Below are 23,092 nucleotides of genomic sequence, written 5' to 3' on the forward strand. Positions count from 1 at the left end.
TGAATTATCAGTGTGATAAACAAATCGCAATTAACGAATAACCCAACGTTTTAGTAGATGAACAATCGCTTTACGATAACGTAACATTAACCATGTTCTCGGCCAATGATGCCAACTGGTGAATACGGTTTTACCATGGGAAAACGCTTTGAAGCCTTCTATACCATGATACGCACCTAATCCAGATTCACGGAAGCCACCGAAAGGTGAGTCTTCAACTACCGATTGAAAGACCGTGTCATTCACCGCAACGCCACCACTATGTGTTCCTTTGAGCACATAGTCATGAATGTCTTTGTCTCGTGTCATTAGATACAACGCAAGTGGTGACGCTTGTTCGTTCACTCTTTGAATAGCTTCTTCAATGGTGCGATAGCCAATCACTGGCAAAATAGGCCCAAAGATTTCATTTTGCATTAGCAACATGTCATCTTTAGTGTTGGTCACCAATACTGGCGCCATCTGTCTTGTTTCCAACAGCAATTCACACTGTAAATTGTGCAAAGTGCCACCTTGCTGTTTGGCATCATCAAGCATGGCTTGCAAACGCTGGTATTGACGAGCATTAATTATGGCCGAATTTTCTAACTGCCCTTTTCTACTAACAAAGCATGCTTTAAAACGCTTCAAATACAATTCAACAAATGCATTCACTTTCTCCTGCGGTAACATGACATAGTCAGGAGCAACACACACTTGACCTGAATTCAATGTCTTACCAAACAAGATATGATCAACCGCCTTATCTAAATCCGCGTCTGCCGCGATAATCACAGGTGACTTTCCACCTAACTCAAGAGTGACCGGTGTGAGGTTCGCTGCTGCGGCCTGCGCAACTAACTTACCCACGGCTGTAGACCCAGTAAAAAGCAAATGGGCGAATGGCAAACGACTGAACTCGGCAGCAATAGCCAAGGGGCCTTCAATACACACAGCAACATCACCAATCGCAGCCACAATACGTTTAATCACAGCGTTGGTTTTAGGTGTATCTTCACTTAACTTAACCATCGCCTGATTACCAGCAGCGATAGCCGTAATTAAAGGCGCCAAACTAAGATACAGCGGAAAGTTCCACGGAACCATGATACCAACCACCCCAACAGGTTGATAACAGACCGATACTCTTGAAGGAAACAAGAATATTCCACTGTGGCGACGTGTTGGCTTCATCCATTTTTTCACTCGCTTTAACGTATAGTTGAGATGATTCAATGTTGGAACGATATCGCCAACAACATTATCAAACCTGCTGCGATAGCCAAAATCTTCAGTCATCGCCAACACGAGTGCACCTTGCTGATCAAGCAAAGCTTGTTTGAGCTTAACTAAACGCTGTTCACGCTTTTCTAAACTAGGAAAACGGTCGTTCGCAAACTGAAGCGTTAAACGACCAAATTGAGCCTGCAAGACTTCAAGGTCTGATGCATTAGAGACTTGCCATGTAGCATCAGGAGCCGCGATATGGGCCATAGTGGATACCTATTACAAACTAACATTTTGACTGAGATGCTATCTATAGCGACCCAAAAGAGGCATAAGAAAGGGCATCCGAAGATGCCCTTATTTTAACTGTGTTTAACACACTTGTCTGCTCATATGCCAGGAAACCATTACAACTTAAATCGAGAAATCTCTTTTTCAAGTTGGTTGGCTAAACCATGCAACTCTTTCGCTTGTTGAACCGCATCTTGCGCATCAGATGCCAATTGATCGCTTACCTCACGCACCGATTCAGTGTTGGTATTAATATCAGCGGTCACCAAAGACTGCTCTTCAGCCGCAGAAGCAATTTGTGTCGCCATGTCACTGATTAATTGAATTGCTTCACTGATGGCATGTAGGCTCTCTCCTGTCTCATTAACATCCGACACACTGGTTTCTACCAATTTATGGCTTTCAGTCATCACCGAAACTGCGTTGGTTGTCACTTTCTGCAAACCTGCAATCTTGGTTTGAATCTCTTCAGTTGAAGCATGAGTGCGTTGTGATAACACACGAACCTCATCCGCTACCACAGCAAACCCACGCCCTTGCTCACCCGCTCGTGCTGCTTCAATTGCCGCGTTGAGAGCCAACAAGTTGGTTTGTTCTGCAATACCACGGATTGTCGAAAGAATCGTTGAGATCTCATTAGCATTCACTTCTAGCTCACCAATGATAGATACCGCACTGCTCAGTTCTTTCGCCAATTGGTCTATAGATTGCTTGCTTTGCTGCATTTGTTTGAAGCCTTGCGCCCCCAACTCAACCGACTGATTCGAGTTTTTCGCTGTATTTTCAGCATTACCAGCAATCTCTGAAGTAGCAGAAGCCATTTCTGTCACAGCAGTCGCCACCATGGTAATTTCATCTTGCTGACGCTGAATCCGCTCACTGCGTTGAGTCGCGGAATCAGCCGCTTGGTTGGCACCTTCGTTTAGTTTACCTGTTACGATTTGTACTTGTTTCACCATCTGATGTAAGCGGTCAACAAACTTATTAAATTTATCGGCTAGGATGCCAACTTCATCTTGGCTTTTCACTTCTAAACGACGAGTTAGATCACCATCACCTTCAGCAATATCGGTTAGTGCGTTAGTAATATTGGTCAAACCACGTAACTGCGTCGCAACAAACCACGAAGTTAGTAATGCCATTACAATCAAAATTACCGCACCGATGATCATCTGAGTCATCAACATATTGTGCAATGGTTGTTCCAGCACACTTTTATCCATGACCATCACCAACATCCAATCGGTGTGATCGATACTTTGCGCCATCAAAATCTGCTGCTTACCATCCACCGTCGCAGGTAATTGGCTACTGCTATTAGCAGCTTGGACTAACGCTTGCGTACTTAAGTCCGACGAAATTTCACTGATTTTTTTCATGATCAGATCTTTATTCCGGTGTGCAACAATAGTGCCTTCCCGGTTGACCAAGATAGCATAACCATTACCAGGAACCTGAATAGCCAGAACATCGCGAATGATTTTATCTAATGCTAAGTTAGATGCAGCAACACCAGTAAACTGACCATTCACAAAAACGGGATCAGCTAAGGTCACCACTAAGGTTTTCATTGTCACACTCACGTAAGGTGGCGTGGTAACCGCTTGCCCTTTCTCTTTAGCCAATTTATACCAAGCACGAACACGCGGGTCGTATCCTGCTTTGTTCAAAGATGGATCTTGACGAAACATATCGCCTTTCTCATTACCGTAATAAGAAAGACCAAAAGAACCAGACACAAACGCTTGACGGAGATGGGGAACAACGTCCAATTCTGGGTTAGCCGCAATTTCATCTTTCAGAGCGGTAATGGTGGCTTGCTTGGTAAAAATCCAATCGCCGATTCCCTTAGCGTTGGCTTTCAACGTGTTGATACTCTCACTTTCGATCGATCGCCAGCTTTCCTGCTTAAATGCCTGATAGCCTGCCACCAATAACGCGGCGGCGGTCAGTGCAATTGCGATAATCACAGAGAAAACCATTTTTCTCTTTAAACTCAACTGCATGGAATATGCTCCCTATTAATTGCTTTAGTAGTGTAAGCGGCTAACACCTAATATTAGACTAGCTTAATTAATCGCTAATGTACGATCACTATCGGCAAACGGAGCGGTTTATTTAGCAATTTGCACTAAATTTGTGATTGGAACCGAATACTTGAATAAAAAGGGAAATGAATTGGCGAAAATTATCGCAAAACCCTTATTTATAAAGAGGTGATATAGATGAAGAAGATAGCTTATTGATGAGCGCACTCAAAACATAATGTAGCTTACTAGGAGACAAATAAACATGCCCCCTCAGTCCGAACAGTAAGTATTACACAATACTCACATCATGAAATTCTTTTTCACGATGCTCAGCCTGTTGTTCGTGGCATCGCTGATTACACACACGGCAATAATACTGAGGTTCGAGCTTATGGTAATGTTTACCTTTTAACAACAGCGCGAGAAACTCCTGTGCACCTTGCCAGCCTGATTCATTAGCGGGTTTACAACGACCCATGACGACTTTATGAGCTGTGACCTTTCCACAGCAGTGGCAATATGCCTCAGGCATAACATAACTCCCAAACAGATATTGACAAATGACGAACTAGCAACTAGGTGTGACATTTTCTCAAACTAACAATTTATTATTGTGATATACATCGCAAAACCAATGGCTGGTTTAGTAGCAATCAAAGATGGTAAGTAGACACAAAAAAAGCCCCGCATTTGCGGGGCTCAGGTCTTATTTGTGTCAGAAATCAGTCAAGCTCGACTAACTGATTCTTGTACGTTTCATGCTGTGCTTTGACGACTTCTTCAGGCTCTCCACTCAACAAGCTCACGACAATGATGGCAATTGTTGACAAGATGAATCCAGGTACCAGTTCGTATAGGTCAAAGATACCACCAGAAAGCTGTTTCCAAACAACGATTGTTACACCGCCCACAATAATACCAGCCAATGCACCATTTCGGTTCATGCGAGACCAGTACAAGCTAAGCAGTAAGGCGGGGCCAAAGGCTGCACCAAAACCAGCCCATGCGTAAGAAACAAGCCCCAATACCGAACTGTCTGGTTTGATAGCCAATAACAAAGCAATGATTGAGATACTTACCACACCAATGCGCCCCATACGTACGATTTGGTCTGAAGTCGCATCTTTATTGAAGATCTGTTTATACAAATCTTCAGCTAACGCAGAAGATGACACCAGCAATTGAGAATCTGCAGTACTCATAATTGCTGCCAAAATAGCAGCAAGCAGAATACCCGCCATCACAGGATGGAACATCACATTAACCAGCAACATAAAGATTTTTTCGCCGTCATCAAGGGCAACAGATGGGGTATTCGTAACATAAACCAAACCTACCAAACCAATCAGTAATGCCCCAACCATAGAGACAGCAGTCCAAACAACGGCGATACGACGTGCTGTACCAATATCTTTATTTGAACGAGAAGCTTTGAATCGAGCTAGGATGTGTGGTTGACCAAAATACCCCAGCCCCCACGCAACCAATGAAATAATCGCAATACCCGATAATGGCTTACCATCGATACCATTCCATAATGTCAGCAGTTCTGGATTAATGTCAGCTAACTGAGTTTGTAAGTTACCAAAGTCTCCTTCAAGAGCAACAATTGGCACGATAGCCAGTGCCGCAGCCATCAAAAGGCCTTGTACCAAGTCCGTCCATGCGACGGCTAAGAAGCCACCAAATAGAGTATAAGAAACAACACATACCGTGCCGATGATAACGGCGGTGGTGTAATCTAATCCAAATACAGTCTCAAACAACTTACCACCAGCTACTAAACCAGAACTGGTATAGAAGAGGAAAAATAGCAAGATAAAGAACGCAGAAATGGTTTGAATCAGCTTAGACTTATCGTTGAAGCGACGAGCAAAAAACTCCGGTAAAGTTAATGAATCCGTCGTAATACTGTATGTACGTAGACGTTTCGCAGCTAGTAACCAGTTCAGCCATGTCCCTAATAGCAGGCCTCCAGCAAGCCAAAACGCTTCAATACCGGCTGCATAAGCATACCCCGGTAAGCCCAACAATAACCACCCACTCATATCTGATGCACCAGCAGACAGTGCAGCAGGCCAAGGACCAAGTGAACGCCCGCCTAGAAAATAATCTTCGGAGTTCTTGGTTCGTTGATACGCATAAACACCAATTGCCAACATCAACACTAGATAGACAAAAAAGGTGGTCGTAATAGCAAAGCTATTCGTAGCCATAAATTCTTCCTCTTATTTTTGAAATCGCCTTCCCTGTCCCCCCACCTTTTTAGATGAGGGGCTAACGCAATACTCAAATTAGTGGGCTTCGTGACCAAGCTCGAGCAAGGTCGCATTACCACCCACAGCAGTTATATTTATTGTACGAGTTCTCTCAGTAATGAAACGCAACGATAAATGAGGATCGTGAGCAACGGGTAAAGTGCCCAAATCGGTTTCAGAGACTAAGCTAACAATCGCGCCTTTTCGCTCAGAAAGTTGACGATTCAACGAATGTTCAATCGCCGAGCCACCAACCAATCCCACGCATCTCACATCCGAATCCAACAAGGTATGATGAGCATCTAACGGTAAAGTTAGCAAAAGATTGGCTGGTAATAAGGACTGTTCGTATGCCGAACAGAGTAACGACACCCACTCTTTGTCATCGCTACAAAGAATGACACTGTTGCCTGCAATCAACGCTGCAGACAATAGCGCAACAGTCGCCAGTTGAGCTTTCGCACCTCCTTCTTGTTGGACGAGAAGAGCGACGCCCCGTCCAGCAGTGTAAAGCTCATTTGTTTCTCCAGTAGGGCCGACAAGCTCATGAGTTTTTGCGAGCAAGTTCGACGCTTGGTGAAGATGGTATGACAGGACATTCGCTAAATCGGAACGCGCACTCGTCATGTTGGTCATTAGAGACAGTAAACACTCTCTCTTATAATCAAATCCGGTTTGAAACCAATTTTCCCAAGCAGTGTGGGAATCTGAAAAATGAGTAGCATAATGCAGCATATCGAGTCTCCCTAACTTAGGCGTAATGAACTTGGGTAAAACGGTACAAGTAGTGTGGACCGCCGGCTTTTGGACCAGTGCCAGAAAGGCCTTGACCACCAAACGGTTGAACACCTACCACCGCACCAACCTGGTCTCGGTTGATATAGCAGTTACCCACACGAGCATGCTTCTCAATCCAACGGTAGGTTGTTTCATTACGGCTATGGATCCCCATTGTTAAACCAAAACCAGTGGCATTAATGTCATTGACCACATTAGCCAGATCTTGGGCTTTAAAACGGACGATATGCAAAATAGGACCGAAATGCTCCTCGGTTAAACAACTGATGCTTGGAATTTCAAAAGCACACGGCGCAACAAAATCACCAAATTCACATTCAGAAGGTAGCTCAAGTTGTGCCACTAATTTATGGTCTTTCTTAAGCTCAGCGACATGAGCTAACAATCGCGTTTTTGCAGCTTCATCAATCACAGGGCCAACATCAGTACGATGCAAATAAGGAAGCCCCACTTTGAGTTCCTGCATTGCGCCATCAATTAACTCGATGATTCTGTCAGCGATATCTTGCTGAACATAAAGCACGCGTAGCGCTGAACAGCGTTGACCTGCAGAAGCAAAGGCTGAACGAATAGTATCTCTCACCACTTGTTCAGGTAACGCAGTGCTATCCACAATCATTGCATTTTGGCCACCCGTTTCCGCAATAAATGGCACAGGTTTGGCATCACGCTGCGCTAGTGTTTGATTAATGCGCTGAGCAGTAAGTGTCGATCCAGTGAAAGCCACCCCTGCAATGGCAGGATGTGATGTCAGTGCGTTACCAATTTCGCCACCCAAACCAGGAAGAAGTTGAATAACACCTGCTGGGAACCCCGCTTCTAGCATCAACTCAACCGCTCGATAAGCAATAAGCGATGTTTGTTCTGCAGGTTTCGCGATAACAGTGTTACCACACATAAGGGCAGCAGACACTTGACCAAGGAAAATCGCTAATGGGAAGTTCCATGGACTAATGCAGACAAACACCCCACAACCCTGTCGGTTAAGAGTAACGGTTTGGCCATCGAATCCTTCGATCTCTTGATCGTTAAACAACGCCTTTTGTGATGCGTAATAACGACAAAAATCTACCGCTTCACGCACTTCATCAATGCTATCGTGAATGGTTTTACCTGCTTCTTTGTGACACAGGGCAACAAGCTCCGCAAGGTTATCTTCCAAAACATCAGCCAGTTTCAGCAACTTAGCACTGCGTTCTGCGGCATCAAGACCATTCCACAACGGGAACGCGGCTTGTCCAGCATCAATCGCTGAGGAAACATGATCAAGAGAACTGTGATAAACACACCCGACAGACTCACGGCGATCATAAGGGGCCGTCACCGCTACGGAAGCATGATCAGCCTTGATCATGCTTTCGAGCAAAGACGAACCATTGATCACAGGAGCGGCTTGCCATTGTTGCTCCATCCATTTGTCTACTTGTGCTTCAAATGGCTTCGCTTCACTGAGGATGTCAATATTGACCCCATAGGAGTTGGTTCGCTCTGCATAAACCTGTGGAGGTAATGGAATCTTGCCGTTATGCAATGTCTTATGTGCCAACAGCATATCAACCGGATGTTGGGTGAGCATATCTATCGGACAACGAGCATCAACCAAGCGATGAACAAAAGAGCTGTTCGCGCCATTTTCTAATAAACGACGAACAAGATATGGCAGCAAGTCTTTATGGCTGCCAACCGGGGCATATATACGTACGGGTTGTTTGTAATGCTTAATCGCATAATTAAACAACGCATCACCCATGCCATGCAGGCGCTGAAACTCAAAATCGGTGTGTTGTGCCATTACTGAAATAGCAGTGATGGTTTGAGCGTTATGACTGGCGAACTGAGGAAATAGATTACCTCGTACACTTTCGCTTAAAAGGAAACGAGCACAAGCCAGATAAGAAACATCAGTGGCTTCTTTACGGGTATAGACTGGATACCCAGTATACCCAGCCTGCTGCGACCACTTAACTTCACTATCCCAGTATGCCCCTTTTACTAAGCGAACAGGAATCAAATCTCCTTGTTCTTTTGCAAGGGCGGTTAACCAAACTAACGATGGTAAAGCACGCTTGGAATAGGCTTGAATAACTAAGCCAAACTTACCCCAACCTTTCGCAACATCGCTACGATACACTTTTTCAAACAGCTTCAATGAAAGCTCTAAGCGGTCTGCCTCTTCTGCATCGATAGTGATCGCTACGTCATAACGAACGGCTTGCTCTAATAAAGCAACAAGGCTGTTATATAACTCATCCATCACACGGTCAGTATTAGCAACTTCATAGCGTGGGTGAATCGCAGAAAGCTTGATAGAAACAGAAGCGGCGGGGCTGGTGGAAAGGCCGTATTTGTCCTCACCAACCGCTTTAATTGCAGTTAAGTAATCTTGAAAATACTTGGCAGCGTCAACGGTAGTCAGTGCCGCTTCACCAAGCATATCAAATGAATAGGTATAGCCTTTATCACGCATTGGCTGGCCATTTTTTTGCGCCTCACTCAATGTGCGACCCAATACAAATTGGTGCCCCATGATCTTCATCGCTTGGTGCATCGCCTTACGAATCACAGGTTCACTTAACTTATTAACCAACCGATTTACAGCCTGAACCGGGCTAGTGCTATCAGGGTCATTAAGGCCAATCACTTTACCTGTCAGCATTAACCCCCATGTAGAGGCGTTAACAAAGACAGAATCGGAACGTTTCAGATGAGATTTCCAATCTGCGACACTCAATCGATCCCTGATAAAAGCATCGGCGGTTTCTGTGTCAGGAATGCGCATTAGCGCTTCAGCCAAACACATTAAAAGGATCCCTTCTTGGGTATCTAAACTGTACTCCAGCAACAAAGCATCGATCAGTTGGATGGATCGTTTATCCGCGCGGATCGCTTCGATCAACGTCGTCGTATTCGATGCCATCTGTTCCTTTTCGTCGTCATTGGGAGTCGCCAGCGGAAGAAGTTGTTCTAGCCATTGCGATTCGTCCACCATATATAGTGGCGAGATCTCTCCCCAAAGTGCATCAAGCGAGCGCTCAATATACTCAGGCTTCAACACATCAGTTGCAGTAAACATGCGTTTTCCTCAATCTCCATATCCGGATTCCCTTACCGGATTTCATACAACAGCTAGCAGTGTATTTTGAGCTGGAGGAGAATACTTGTCAAAAACTCCGAGCTTTTTGCTATTTTCTCGGTTTTTTAACAAAACAAAAACAGAATCACAGCATTTATAACCATATAAAATGCTTATTTTTTACCATTTTTAACGATAAAAACACTAATCACCTCTAAAAATTTAGTTGATTAGAATAATTCTCATTAATAATTCGTCATTTTTTGGATTTAATGACCAAACTGTTTCTTGAATTGCGAAGGGGAACAGCCTTCAATTCGTGTAAAGGTATGAGTAAAAGCACTTTGATTAGCAAAACCCGCGAGTTCTGCCACCTGTCCCAAGGTAAATTGGCCTTGCCGAATAAATTCTTTAGCAGCGTTAACCCGTTTTTGTAGGACATATTGATGAGGTGTGATTCCCATGCGATCTTTAAACAGCATATGAAATTGGCTTTCACCCAAATACACGCTGCCCGCAAGTTGCAACACAGAAATTTTATGAGAGATATGACGCTCGATATAACGATCAATGGTATCCAGATCAAATCGAGAATCTTTACGATGTAACTCAAAGGAAGAAATATGACGCTGTAAAAGTGAAATTAAGGTGTCATTGCATCCCCGGCTTAGCATTAAGTCGTCTGGGTGAGCCCGCATCTCCAACACTAACATATGAATTAGCTGTTGGATCTGACCATCCAATTGGAAATAAATATCCTTATTAGCGAGATCATTTATCTTTTGCAAGAGTACAGGATCATCGCCTTTAGGCATTGGCATATTGAGCACTAAGATATCCGATTGCTCGATCACTCCACCAAAGGCATGTCCCGAACCACACGTCACTACACATCCTTGTCCGGGAGAAACAATATTGCCAAAACCGTTTATTTCAAAATCTACTTGCCCCTTTAAACCAATAACGATTTGGGTGTAGTCATGATCATGTCGATTCATTTGCAATGGCAAAGTCACTAACTCTGCAGGCTTTGGCGACAAAACTTTGGCATGTTGATCCAGTGCAATTGGAAAATCAGCGTGCAATAGGCTCATAATGAAACACTTAACGAATGACAGAACTGCATGGTATACCAAAACTCAATCACCACAAAATTGTCTTACAAACTCTGTTCGCTTCCTCAACATTGATCAACTTGTCACATATGCTCAAGTGCTATATTGAGTAAATAACCAGCAAGGATTAATTCGGAACAATGATCAAGTGCACATAAATTACGGTCAATGAGTGTTCAATTAGCAAATGACTAGGTAGATTAGCAATAGATGCTTGCATATTTTATTTAACAGCCCAAAATGGAAGGTGCACGCTTATAAAATTTACAAAATCAGTTACCTAACTTGTCTATTTCAGTAAATAAAGTAAGTTGCCAAAGGAAAAAGATTTGCATTTTTAAGAGTCAGCGTCATTACATATGCTGTCAAAAGATTGTCTTTCCCACTGATTACCAGTGGTTAAACGTAAAATTGTTGCAGGGAACTATGATCAAACATCGCATCCCAGCGCTACTACTTGCGCTAACCCCAATTTGGGTATCTGCGTCGGTGTACGCAAACGACGTCAAACCTGTTGACCCGGTTGCCGCTATCGATGAGAAATTAACAACCAAACAGAGTGAAATTGACGCGATCTCTTCTGACTACGACAAAGAAGCAACTACGCTTCAGCAGCTCCAGAATGAAGAATCAAACCTCAAACGAGAGGGCGGTGAACTCATCGCAAAACAAAATCGTGCTAAATCAGCTCTAGATAAACAATATGGCCACCTTTTAGAAGATCCAGATACTGATTTAACGAGTTTCCAAAAAACGTATCAAGAATCTTGGGCTGCGGTTAAACAAAATCAATCTGATTTGCTTAACAAGCAGCAGGCTTTAACAGAAAGTCAAATGCGTTTGGCACAACTTAAGCAAAAAACAGCTCGCTTAAAAACCGAGTTTGCCAATTTGCAAGAGAGCCGAATCGAAGCTCGAGTAAAACGTCTTGAAGCAGAATTGCGCGAAACCAGTGCTATTGAAACAAGCTACAAGACAACGTGCTCGACAACGATGACGTTAGGCGAATGTGCTAGCCAAGGTGTTCATCTGACAAAACAAAAAGCAGTGAAAACATTTCGTTCGCAATTGCTAAATAGTTTGACAGAATCGGCCTTAGCCAAACAAAACGTGAAAAATGTTGAACTCAACATCACAGTGCAAGATAGCCAAGTGATTAAGAGCGGCTTTGAAGGTAACAGTGATTACTTCACATCCATGCAAGCACAGATGCAGGCAAAACCTGAACCGATTGCAGCATGTAAATTGTTGAACGTATCATCTCGCTACTGTCTACAAGGCTCGCAGACAACCAAAAAACGTTCTGATAAGCAGTGGTCAACGGTTACAGTACGTTCAGACCAATACAACGATTCAGTCACTATTAATGGCATTAACTACGGTAGCACGCCGGTAGAGATAGTGCTGCCAGCTGGCCGACACCAAGTCACCGTATCTAAAAATGGATACGAGACTTACAACCGTGTCATCACGATTAACGGTAACGACACTGTTTGGGTAAAACTCCGCCCGAATAAAGAGAGCTAAACATTAATAGATAGTGATCATGTTCACTACTCTTTCAGCTCGCTAAAACGTCATTTTGTTACTAAGTTATTGAAAGATGACTTCTGACAAAGTGGCGTTTTCGTTTACAATAGCGAGAATATTTTCATTAGCTAACTGAAGTAGATAATAATGCGACAAGGTTTACCCGCTCTGTTATTGGCACTCTCTCCTTGCTTAATGGTTTCATCAACGTTGGCAGAAGCAGCTTCGTCTTCAGTCAGCACTATTGATGACGCTCTGTCTAGCCAAAGTGCAGATTTGCAGGATGCAAAGAAGACAACTGAGACCCAGCAAGCCGCTTATAAAAAACAATCGGCTGAGTTGGTACAACTAGAAACTCAGGCAAAAGCGCTCGACGAGACGCTACAGTCAGCTAAAGCATCACTCCAAAAAGCCTATGCCAAAATGCTTGATGATCCCAAAACCGACATCACAGCAATTAAGGAGACATATCAAAGCGCCTGGTCTGATGTAAAACAGAACCAAAAAGCGCGTCTAGAAGCGACACAGAAGCTTCAAGACATCGAAGCACAATTAGCACAACTGAAAGCCAAAGAGAGCTCTATCGAGCAGAAGATAACCGCTTTAGGTCATGATAAACTCCGCGCTCGCGCACAGAGGCTTAAAAGTGAGTTAAAACTTACTGGTGAGCAAAAAGTTAGCTTTACTAATAAATGCGATATAAAAATGACACTGGCTCAGTGTGCCGATCAAACCAAAGAGCTTGCTTTACAGAAAGCGGTTAACAACTATCAGGATTGGCTTGTCGACGCTGCAACAGAAACGTCAGCTATCAAACCTAACCTCAGTAAAGTTTCTTTGAATATTCATCTCATTAAATATGATACGAATAAAGCCGGTTTTGCTGACAGTACCCGTTATCAAACTGTACTCACAGCACAACTCGAATCAAGAGCAGGTGAAGATGCCGCATGTACTTTGCTTGGCATCGATAAAAGTTACTGTTATGCCGTTGATCAAAATGGGCAACGACAGCAAAACCAAAAAGAAGTCGCTTGGGTCAGCTTGAACGTACGCTCAAATCAATATAACGACAACGTGGTGGTTGATGACGTAAATTACGGCAGCACTCCGGTTGAAATCATGCTTCCGGTAGGCAACCATCTGATTACAATAGAAAAAGAAGGGTATCACTCTTTTTCTCAAATGATTGGCATCAATAGCGACCAAACCTTGCGCGCTGTATTACGAGAGCAAGCTAATCTGCTAAAACCAGGCCATAAATTCGCTGACTCATTGAAAGGTAACATAAAAGCACCAGAGATGATCACCCTGATCAGAGGTGAATACTTAGTGGGAGAAAACGCCTCTCGTAAAATTAGCCTTGATCATGCTTTCGCAATGAGTGCATCACCAATCACTGTCGGTGAGTTTGAAACATTCGTTACTCAAACTGGATATCAAACCGATGCAGAGCTAAAACACCTTTGCATTTCAGTGAATAATTCAGAGGTAACACCAGTTTCAGACAGTTACTGGCGTAACCCAGGCTTTAAACAAACCGCATCTAATCCTGTTGTTTGTGTTAGCCAAAATGATGCGAAAGCCTATACCGATTGGTTAAGCAAGCAAACGGGATCAGTTTATCGTTTACCAACCGAAGAAGAGTGGGAAATCGCCGCTCGTTCTGGCAGTCAAAACGATTATTGGTGGGGAGATGACTTTGGTGCCGACAAAGCTAATACAGGCTGGGGTGGCAGTAAATGGTCAAACAAAAGCACTTCCCCTGTGGGCTCGTTCGCGCCAAACAATCTCGGCTTTTATGATGTAGTCGGTAACGTTTGGGAATGGACAAAAGACTCCCGCGGAATGGCAAAAGGTGGCGCTTGGAGCTTCTCACCTGATATGGCTAAAGCGTCGAGTGAACTGTTTATTGATCCAAACTCAGCAGCAAATTACCTCGGCTTTAGGGTACTGCGAGAGCTTAAATAAGTTCGCTAAAATCAGTCTGCTTAAATAACTTATAATGATAAAAAAGGGAGTATGACTCCCTTTTTCTTTGCGCTGAATTCCGCTAAAAATCCAAATATCTCGTTCGCAACAACCTATGGCGCTAAACGATCAATAGCCCAACTCTGCTCGCTGAAGCTATACAAGAATCTGTCGTGCAATCGGTGCTCTCCACCTTGCCAAAATTCAATACTGCTAGGAACGACACGAAAACCGCCCCAAAAGCTCGGCACTGGAACTTCACCATTAGCAAACTTTTGTTTGAGCTCAAGAAACTTGCCTTCAAGAATACCACGAGCCGAAATTCGGCTACTTTGATGACTTGCTATCGCTGCAATCTGGCTATCTTTAGGACGAGAAGTGAAATATTTCATATTCTCAAAAGCAGAAAGTTTTTCCACAGTCCCAGTAATATGAACCTGACGTTCAAGTGGATGCCAAGGGAAATGTAAACTGATTTTGGCATTATGCTCAAGGTGTTTGGCTTTACGACTACCCAAATTGGTATAAAAAACAAAGCCATTGTTATCTAGATTTTTGAGTAAAACAATCCGTTGAAACGGCTGACCGTTTTCATCGACTGTCGCAACAGTCATCGCGGTGGGGTCTGTTAACTTTGCATCAATCGCTTGCTGAAGCCACACATTGAATTGTTCAATTGGGTCTTCTTTTAAGTCTTTTCTTCTCAAGCCGCCCTGAATATATTCGCGACGAATATCTGAAAGATCCATTTCTACTCCTTATCATTTTTTATGGATTTTGCGCTGATAGAGTCAATAACTCAAGTCTTCAACGAGCAGATATTCGACAAACAAACGCCAACGGGGTGATTTAGAGATAAAAATTGGTTTGCATTAGGGTAATTAATGTTAAAAAGGGAAAGCTAAACGCTTTCCCTTCATCCAACACAGTATGCTCTTAGAGATCGTCCTCTTCACCTATCGCTTCACCCGATAATTTTGCAGAACACAAAATCTTGTACTGATTAAAATGAAAGACCGATGGACCATGAGCACGCTTAGTCGTCACTTTTTCGTCTGCGAACATGACCGTCACATGCGTAAAAACTTGCCCTTTAGCTTCGATTGTTTTGGTTTCCAACAAGGTGTCAAAATCTTGCGTAACCAACTCGACCGCGTGCTTTGCTTTTTCCATCTTTGCATTAGCCACTTTTTTACGGTGTTCAACACGATCGATATCTTCTTGAGTTCGCCGCGATTTATCCCTTTTCTTGACGACAAGCTCTCGCCTTACAGCATCCATTGTGGCTTCTTGGGCTTGCTTATAGATGGCTTTCTGTTTCGCAATTCGTTCTTTCTGCATTGTGTATTTTGCAAATCCCTCAACATAAGTTGCTGTATCGCCTTCTACACCAAGATTAAAACAAACAACACAACCACCGACTTTAGCGTGCCCCCCGCTTAAAGTCCCTTGAGTTTCACTTTCATCAATAACAAAAAGGTCTCCACCGCAGCGCAAATCATTGCTCATTGAATGCACGGTTAGGTGAATATCTCCTGTAGCTTGCAGCTCGGAAAACTGTGCATAGTTGGCTTTGATATTACCGCCAGACTTGACCACACAGCTCTTTGGTTCAGACTCAGATACTGTATGACCAATGATACCCTTTCCTACCTCTATATCGCCCTGTGCTTGCACGTCAGCCGATTCAATAAAACCGCCAACCGTTACGCTGCCTGTAGCGCGAATAATCATGCCAGGCTCCACATCGCCAGCAACCACAACCGAACCTTTAAATTTTACGTGCCCTGTTGCAACACTTACGCTGTTTAAACATAACGCGTTTTCTACATCAACGGTATTTTGGCGAATAATAGGCATACCAGATTGGCTAGCTAACAACAAATTAGGATCATCGGTTGAGATATAAGACCCCTTACCCGCTTTAAATGTTGTATCGGTACCAGGAGTGGGTTTGATAGGTTCACCGCACACAGTAAAGCCGACGCTTCCTTTTGTGGCAGGCTCTCGCTTCATGATAGGGTCATTTTCACCAACAGTAACTGTCTGACCAAAATCTCGCATATCAATTTTGTGCGCTTCATTATCTTGAGGCGCTAGAATACGCTTCATCACATCTTCAACCAAAGGAACAAGACGCGCGTTCTCGCCATGTTGAGCTGGCATTCCATGGGCAACAACTTGGCTAAATGTTTCTCCCGGAGAGAGAGATTGACTAGCGACTAATACTTTTTTTAGGGCAACTTTATTAATGCCCTTTTTCACATTTGCGTCTGAAAGGTGGCGTACGATATCAGGAGCAGTGATGCCCTTCCCTCCATAAGCACCAATTACGCTCATGGTAGCTAGCATATTTTTTTCAGAAAGCTCGATGTTGATTTGCGTATCGACTTTCTCCGCGACGGTAATACCGAGCCGTGCATCTGGATGATTTTGTTTTGCCTTAGAGATAAAGCGTTCAACTTGGTCGTCTAACACTTTAAATTTTCCGGCACCCAGTTCCAATAATGCATCGTTCAGTGACGAGTTTTCTAACTGATCGTCAACCGATTGACTTTCATCCATTTTAGCTACAACACGATTTTGTTCATCGTCTAGTGCAACAAAGTCCTTCCACATACCACTTAACCTAAGGATTATTTACTGCTGCCAGTGTATCGAACATTCGCAGCGGACCAAATATTTCTGGCTTTAAAATCAGTGCTATATCACCCACATCAGCTTATGAAATACAATTTCTGTAGTTTACAGTGTAAATTGCATTAATCCGGAGAAAAACAGTAATCAATTTACACTGTAAATCAAATGCGTTACTAAACTACCAATCAACTTTACACTGTAAATCGCTCAACAACACCTGAAACGATTCGCGCATTTTACTCTCCACTTGTTTTCGGCCGGAAAGAGAAAAACTTGAAGCGCAATGAGACCATGTCCATTTTTGCAGTACTTTACAAACGAGCAAACGCGAAACCCGCTCCCACTCTTTTCCCTTTAAGTTAACCAACAGTTGAGCCATAGCAAAAGCACAGCTCTCATAATTACTGCCACCCAACACGTAACGCTCAATCAACCTAACGTGCTCTTGGTTAAAACCGCTAATATTGACTTTATGGCTCATAAACCAACGAACTATCTCTGGGTCTAAATATTGAAAACTATCATTCAACTCAAATTGAAGATGTTGATAAAACAAAGTCTGAGCTTGCTCGACCCAATCCACACTGACACTCTTGACCATCAATAAAGAATGACAACCACTGGCTTGATCTCGTTTGGTGCCAAGGCGGATCGGTTCAAAACCGTTCAAAGACCAAAACTTTAACAAAGGCTCCGTGACACCAAAACTGGTGGTAACAAAGTCGACCTTAACTGACTGACAAAATTTGGTAATAAGTTGCGAACCGATACCATGACTTTGCACACTAGGGTGAACGGCTATACGCATGATTCGATAACTGGTTTGTAGAGCAGCTAGCGTAATTCCAACTTGGTTCGCAATTGAAACTGCAGCTAAGTGCCCTTTAGGACGCCGTTTACCTTGGCAAATCTGTTCAACGGTTTTGTTATCCAACCCACCCTCTTTTACTGCCATCAAACATCCGACGATAGTATCAGCTTGCATTGCAATCCAAACCACTGTATTCGAATCGGCTAAGAGCTGAAATAGATCGTTTGGCGATGTCTGGTAATGCGCATTTACCAAAATAGAAAATACATTCTGTAACGTCTCAGGCGAGGTTAACAAACTGTGTTTATCAAGCGGAAGATAACGCAACTCACTATCGTCTAACTCAATAGGCTTTAAGTCGTAGTCCAACAAAAACGTCTGCTTTTGCCAAGCTTCGAGAAAATCGTTGTTTGCCCAACGTATAGGTCGATCTATGTGAAACGCTCTGTAGCTAGGTCTATGTTGAGCAAGCCAAGATTGAAACTTTAAGGTAAAGCCTCTACCGCATCCTTCATAGCCATTAATCGTCGACGAAAAAACCATACGATGATAATGCTCGACAAACGCCTGCAAAATGGGTATCGGTAACGCGGCAGCTTCATCAACAATCAACAAATCGCATTCTGGCTTATCAAGTAAAATATGGTCTGGAGCCATAAAGCGCAAAGAAGACTCTCCAAATGTCACAATATCTTTACTGCGCGTGGCAGATGGCAGCGCTGATAATAAATGTTTATAAAGAGGTTGAACCGCTTTAGAAGATGGAGCGGTAACAATAATGTGAATCTGACGCTCTTGCATCAACTGAGCACTAGCAATACCTAATGCACTGGTTTTTCCTCGACCGCGGTCTGCTGTCAAAATTAACGGCCGCTTACGATGCCCAGAAATGACCTTCTTGATGAGAGAAATAGCCTGATGTTGCTGTTCGAAACGCACATCATAATCGAACTTGTTCAGTTCTGGCAGAGCGGACTGTCTTGATTCCCCGACGTAAAGCAGAGCCTTTAATTGATTCGAAAGCCATTTGTCGCCTGAGTGATTCATCGCTAGTCTGTCAACAAACAGAAGCAACCCTCCACCACATAGCGTTCCTAGGGCTGCACTAAAACTATTAGCATCCCAAGGAGCACTCAGATTCCAAATCAATAGCTGACACTCTCTACCTAATAATTGCTGTCCTTGGTGAGATTCAAGCTGAAGAACACGAGACTCATCAAATGAAGTGCCAAGAGCAAAAACATGTTGCTCCCCTATCACCTCTGAAAATTGAAGACAAAGTGCCTTCGCACTTTCAAGATCATGCTCAAGCACGACACCAAAACGACCATTATTTTGTTTAGCAATGTCGCGAAGATTTTTTAAATAGGATAAGGAACTGTTCATGTCACTCAATCTTGATTCGAATTAGGTATACCCAAGTAACCTCAAGATGCGGTTTCAGCGAGAATGTATTCGCTCATAGGCAAGGCACCGATTTGAATACATAGTTATATTTAAATACCTAGTTATTCTACGTAGAAAATCGGTAACGCAGCATAGGAGCGAATACAACTCGCCCGTTGGGAGCTCATCAACAAGCCCATTTCTGCGCCCAATGACGTTGAAAGGGAATGACCATTCCTTCCGTCATTGAGCTTGACCTGTGCTCGTTGATAAAGCTCTGAAGTCTGCATCTTGAGGTCATTTGGGTATAAATATTATCACAGCAGAGAAAGCGTACTCCACTTCGTCGCAAATGACATATACGAATAGCGTAATTCCAACTTGCAATACGTTTTCCTTCTCCATTTAGAGGAGAATAAATTTGTCTACACGACAAATTTATTTTGCTTTATTAGATAGACAAGTTGCCTAATCATCGCCCTGATAACCAGTATCGTGCTGGTCACTTAAGGATAAAAAATGCAATGAAACTTTTTTTTAAAGGATGCCTGATCGCCAGCGTGGGACTATTAAGTACAACAGCCTTTGCCAAAGAAACACTGAATGTGTATGCATGGGGTGGCTATCTACCTGAAACATCTCTCGCGCAATTTGAGAAACAACAAAATGTCACCATCAACTACACGACTTTTGAAAACAATGAGTCGATGTATACCAAGCTAAAAATGCTTAAAGGTACAGGATATGATGTTGTATTTGCGTCGGCATACTTTATTGAAAAAATGGCTCGTGAAGGTTTACTTGCCGAAATAGACCATGCACAAGTGCCGAACATGCAAGACACTATGCCTGGATTACTTGGCCTACCTCATGACCCAAAAAACAAATATTCATTGCCTTACATCTGGGGTATTACCGGTCTGTACTACAACAAAACTCTCGTACCTGAAGGTATTACTTCTTGGTCTGATTTGTGGAAGCCGCAATATGCTCAGCAAGTGATGCTCATTGATGATATGCGTGACGTATTTGGCATGGCGTTGAAAATGAATGGCCATAGCATCAACAGCACCGATAGAGACGAAATCAAGCAAGCCTACGAATCGTTAGTTACATTGAAAAAAAATGTACTACTGTACAACTCAGATGCACCACACGTTCCTTATATCTCTGGAGAAGTATCTCTAGGAATGCAATGGAATGGTAACGGATATCAGGGCCAACAAGAGTTACCTGACCTGACTTTTGTGATGCCAAAAGAAGGTGCCGTGATGTGGATGGACAACTTTATTATTCCATCAGGAACGGAGCATAAAGCGCTCGCAGAGAAGTTCATCAACTTTATGTATGAACCAAAGAACCAAGCAGAGATCGTAAATAATCTTGGTTATTCTTCAGCAACAAACGCAGGCCGAGCATTACTTCCTGAATCAATCCGTGACAACAAAACAATATTTCCTAGTGAAGACGACATGAAAAAAGGCGAATTCACTAACGATGTTGGGCCAAAAGCCTTAGCAATTTATGAAGAGTACTGGCAAAAACTTCGTAACTAAGTTTGAATATCAACGATTCGACTGTCCAAAAATAGAAAAAGGCCCGCAGTTAATTGCGGGCCTTTTTAATTTTGCAACCTCTGCTTTTTGACTCAACACGACCTGTTAGAGCCTAAAACAGAGTAAAAGATGACAGCTCTTCTACTGCAGTTTTGTCGCAACGAAATCTAAAATTTCTTGCATCAAAGCGTCGTCGACCTTTTTCAGGTTTAAGGACAAATTACTGCCTTTTCGGGAATAATTGGCTCGACCTTTCACCAATTCAATTTTTGGATTTTCGGCACGTTTAGGTGGAACGAAATCTTGAATCCAGCTTTCGAGTGTTTCCGTCACCTCTTTGGTAATACGTGTTACACCTTGCGCTTCACAACACTGCCACACGTATTTGCCATCTTGATGACATTTTTCAATCAAAGATTGCTGCTGTTCATCACTCAATTCGTTAAATTGTTTATGCAATTTAACGATAGTTGGACGGCCCAATTCCACAACGTTCGGATACGCTTTAAGTAATTCAAGTGGCAAAGCAGCCGCTTTTAAAGCCCCACTGACTAACGCTTCACTGCACTGAAACATACGAGCTAATGCTTTCTGGTCTTCTGCTTCGCCACTATCGAGCTTAGCTTGCATTTCACGTCCTTTCTCATAAAGAGAAAGCGGCTTGTGTGCATTAGCAACATCAGACAAGAATTTAGCATGATCAGAGTTAATGTCATTAGAAACATAAACCAAGAAATCTTTATGAGCCAAAATACAAGACATACGACGGCGACTGCCATCTAGAACTTCTATTTTGTCGTCCGAAGTGCGACGACCAACCGCTGGAAATTGTTGGCCGCGTTCTTTTAATGTCACCAAAACATCAGACAAAGCATGTTCGTTTAAGAATTCTTGTTCACGGGCATTTTCCGCAAAAACCACCGTATCCGTTGCTACTTTATCAGCCGGAACTCGAACCAATTCAAAGGTCACCATCTCTTCACCTGCAATGGCAAGCTCAATGATTTGAGCTTGTGCTTTCGCAGCAGACTGAGCTTCTTGAGGAGTGGTAGCACGACGTTTGTCCGCTTTACCAAACAGTTTTGCATTCAATTCAGACGTTTTTAATGCCATGGTTCAATTACCCCTGATTTAAAGAAGACCAATTTGTGTGAAGAACACGTTCAAGCTCTAGCGCACTCTTTTGCACAGCATCTTGTGCCGTTGCGAGAGTTTTCTTACCCCCCTCAAAGTCGCTAACCGTAAGGTCGAATACCGTGCTGTAGGTATCTGCACAGGTTTCGAAAGCTCGGCTGCGAGGAATGGTCGCCATCATTACTTGGTCACCCAGTAGATAGTTCATTTCCGTTAGAACAGCCACTTGTTTTTTGTTGTCATCTTCAAACATAGTTGGCATTAAACGCACGAATTCCAGCCCCTTCCAATCGTCAGGGAACATCTCATAAACGGTAGGAAGGTGTTGGAAGAAGTTAACCGTTGAAGCCCAATCAAGGCGCTTCGCAGCACAAGGAATTAGCAGAGCATTTGATGCGTACATTGCATTCCATACAAGTGGGTCAACGTGCGGACCGGTGTCGATCATAATGACATCAAAATCGTCAGCAATCTTATCGATTAATTTCTCTTTCAGGAGACGTACAATATCAAGCGACTGATTTTGTGAAAGATACTGCCACGCTTCCGCGTTAAACATTGCATCTTCAGGGAACGCTGAAATGGTTTTTAGGTTCGGATATTGTGTTGGTAATAGAACGTTTTTCTCTAAAAACGCTTTATCCACTTCCACACCATCTGGAACGTTATCTAACATCACATCAACTGCTGAATAGATATTGGTATTCTCACCTAAGCTAATTTGAGGATTTAGAAACAGACGAAGTGAGCCTTGAGGGTCTAAGTCGATAAGACAGATACGGTAACGCTTGTCCAAATTAAGCGCCAAACAAGCCGCCAAATGAACAGCCGTCATAGACTTACCAGTACCACCCTTCTGGTTCTGAACATTGATGATCCAAGGTTTATTCTCAGCGTTTTTCTTACGTTCATAAAACTTGGGAATACCAGCAGCGTCCATCAACATATGAGCTTCGGACAACGAAATAGAATAATGGTTAGCATTATTCTTTGTAAACTGATGACCTTCCTCTTCCATTTTGCCAATAGCCTCGTCAAGTTTACGACGAGTTAACCCTGAACGAGTTTCCATTAATGCTTTAGACATTGGAGGGAAATGTTCTTCACGACGCTCTTCCAACACGATTTCAATACGATCAGCTTGAACCTGCTGAGTCTGTTCCGCGAGTTGGTAGAGATTCTGTATTGTCTTTTCTCTTTTCATTGCCGATATCCGTAAGTAGGTCGTTGAAAACGATTGTACAGCATCTATAAGCAAATACAAGAAAAAGGTGAACAACCACTTTTAGATAA

16 protein-coding genes are annotated in these 23,092 nt (G+C 43.1%); 3 read left to right on the forward strand and 13 right to left on the reverse strand.

The genetic code is table 11. The features are described 5' to 3' along the window. Positions 1 to 30: 30 nt before the first annotated feature. From JCM16456_RS23145 to JCM16456_RS23175, 7 genes are all read right to left on the reverse strand, one after another. A complete protein-coding gene (locus JCM16456_RS23145) occupies positions 31 to 1,473 on the reverse strand; it encodes a coniferyl aldehyde dehydrogenase (protein ID WP_068718935.1) in 1,443 nt (480 codons plus the stop codon). A 140-nt stretch (positions 1,474 to 1,613) separates the two neighbouring features. Further along, positions 1,614 to 3,503, reverse strand: coding sequence for a methyl-accepting chemotaxis protein (locus tag JCM16456_RS23150; RefSeq protein WP_068718937.1), 1,890 nt, complete (start codon positions 3,501 to 3,503; stop codon positions 1,614 to 1,616). A 313-nt stretch (positions 3,504 to 3,816) separates the two neighbouring features. After that, the gene (locus JCM16456_RS23155) at positions 3,817 to 4,059 is read right to left on the reverse strand and encodes a hypothetical protein (protein WP_068718939.1); all 243 of its coding nucleotides are present in this window, start codon (positions 4,057 to 4,059) and stop codon (positions 3,817 to 3,819) included. Between the two features lie 190 nt (positions 4,060 to 4,249). After that, positions 4,250 to 5,743: a sodium/proline symporter PutP gene (gene putP / locus JCM16456_RS23160; protein WP_068718941.1), complete on the reverse strand. Its 1,494-nt coding sequence runs from the start codon at positions 5,741 to 5,743 to the stop codon at positions 4,250 to 4,252. A 78-nt stretch (positions 5,744 to 5,821) separates the two neighbouring features. Beyond that, on the reverse strand, positions 5,822 to 6,520 hold the full coding sequence (locus JCM16456_RS23165; RefSeq protein ID WP_068718943.1) for a 1-pyrroline-5-carboxylate dehydrogenase: 699 nt from the start codon (positions 6,518 to 6,520) through the stop codon (positions 5,822 to 5,824). A gap of 16 nt (positions 6,521 to 6,536) precedes the next feature. After that, the gene (putA, locus tag JCM16456_RS23170) at positions 6,537 to 9,656 is read right to left on the reverse strand and encodes a bifunctional proline dehydrogenase/L-glutamate gamma-semialdehyde dehydrogenase PutA (protein WP_068718945.1); all 3,120 of its coding nucleotides are present in this window, start codon (positions 9,654 to 9,656) and stop codon (positions 6,537 to 6,539) included. A 269-nt stretch (positions 9,657 to 9,925) separates the two neighbouring features. Beyond that, a complete protein-coding gene (locus tag JCM16456_RS23175; RefSeq protein WP_068718947.1) occupies positions 9,926 to 10,750 on the reverse strand; it encodes a helix-turn-helix transcriptional regulator in 825 nt (274 codons plus the stop codon). A 447-nt stretch (positions 10,751 to 11,197) separates the two neighbouring features. On the opposite strand from JCM16456_RS23175, the gene JCM16456_RS23180 reads away from it, so the two are divergent. Continuing rightward, entirely contained in the window at positions 11,198 to 12,298 is a 1,101-nt protein-coding gene (locus JCM16456_RS23180; protein ID WP_068718949.1) for a PEGA domain-containing protein, read from the forward strand. Positions 12,299 to 12,448: 150 nt separating this feature from the next. Then, positions 12,449 to 14,272, forward strand: coding sequence for a formylglycine-generating enzyme family protein (locus JCM16456_RS23185; protein ID WP_068718951.1), 1,824 nt, complete (start codon positions 12,449 to 12,451; stop codon positions 14,270 to 14,272). Between the two features lie 113 nt (positions 14,273 to 14,385). Here JCM16456_RS23185 and pdxH read toward each other — a convergent pair whose 3' ends face one another. From pdxH to JCM16456_RS23985, 4 genes are all read right to left on the reverse strand, one after another. Further along, positions 14,386 to 15,021: a pyridoxamine 5'-phosphate oxidase gene (gene pdxH, locus JCM16456_RS23190; protein WP_068718953.1), complete on the reverse strand. Its 636-nt coding sequence runs from the start codon at positions 15,019 to 15,021 to the stop codon at positions 14,386 to 14,388. A 187-nt stretch (positions 15,022 to 15,208) separates the two neighbouring features. Then, the gene (locus JCM16456_RS23195) at positions 15,209 to 16,891 is read right to left on the reverse strand and encodes a DUF342 domain-containing protein (protein WP_068718955.1); all 1,683 of its coding nucleotides are present in this window, start codon (positions 16,889 to 16,891) and stop codon (positions 15,209 to 15,211) included. Between the two features lie 199 nt (positions 16,892 to 17,090). Next, entirely contained in the window at positions 17,091 to 19,109 is a 2,019-nt protein-coding gene (locus JCM16456_RS23200; protein ID WP_068718957.1) for a GNAT family N-acetyltransferase, read from the reverse strand. Between the two features lie 122 nt (positions 19,110 to 19,231). Next, positions 19,232 to 19,399, reverse strand: coding sequence for a hypothetical protein (locus JCM16456_RS23985; protein ID WP_156430637.1), 168 nt, complete (start codon positions 19,397 to 19,399; stop codon positions 19,232 to 19,234). A gap of 234 nt (positions 19,400 to 19,633) precedes the next feature. Here JCM16456_RS23985 and JCM16456_RS23205 point away from each other — a divergent pair, with 234 nt between their 5' ends. Beyond that, positions 19,634 to 20,665, forward strand: coding sequence for an ABC transporter substrate-binding protein (locus JCM16456_RS23205; RefSeq protein WP_068718959.1), 1,032 nt, complete (start codon positions 19,634 to 19,636; stop codon positions 20,663 to 20,665). A gap of 141 nt (positions 20,666 to 20,806) precedes the next feature. Here the strand turns inward: JCM16456_RS23205 and JCM16456_RS23210 are convergent, their stop codons facing one another. Both JCM16456_RS23210 and JCM16456_RS23215 read right to left on the reverse strand, forming a co-directional pair. Continuing rightward, on the reverse strand, positions 20,807 to 21,778 hold the full coding sequence (locus tag JCM16456_RS23210; RefSeq protein ID WP_068718961.1) for a ParB/RepB/Spo0J family partition protein: 972 nt from the start codon (positions 21,776 to 21,778) through the stop codon (positions 20,807 to 20,809). 7 nt (positions 21,779 to 21,785) lie between these two features. Beyond that, on the reverse strand, positions 21,786 to 23,003 hold the full coding sequence (locus JCM16456_RS23215; RefSeq protein ID WP_068718963.1) for an AAA family ATPase: 1,218 nt from the start codon (positions 23,001 to 23,003) through the stop codon (positions 21,786 to 21,788). Between the last annotated feature and the right edge of the window lie 89 nt (positions 23,004 to 23,092).

The organism is Vibrio tritonius, assembly GCF_001547935.1.
Taxonomy (GTDB): domain Bacteria; phylum Pseudomonadota; class Gammaproteobacteria; order Enterobacterales; family Vibrionaceae; genus Vibrio; species Vibrio tritonius.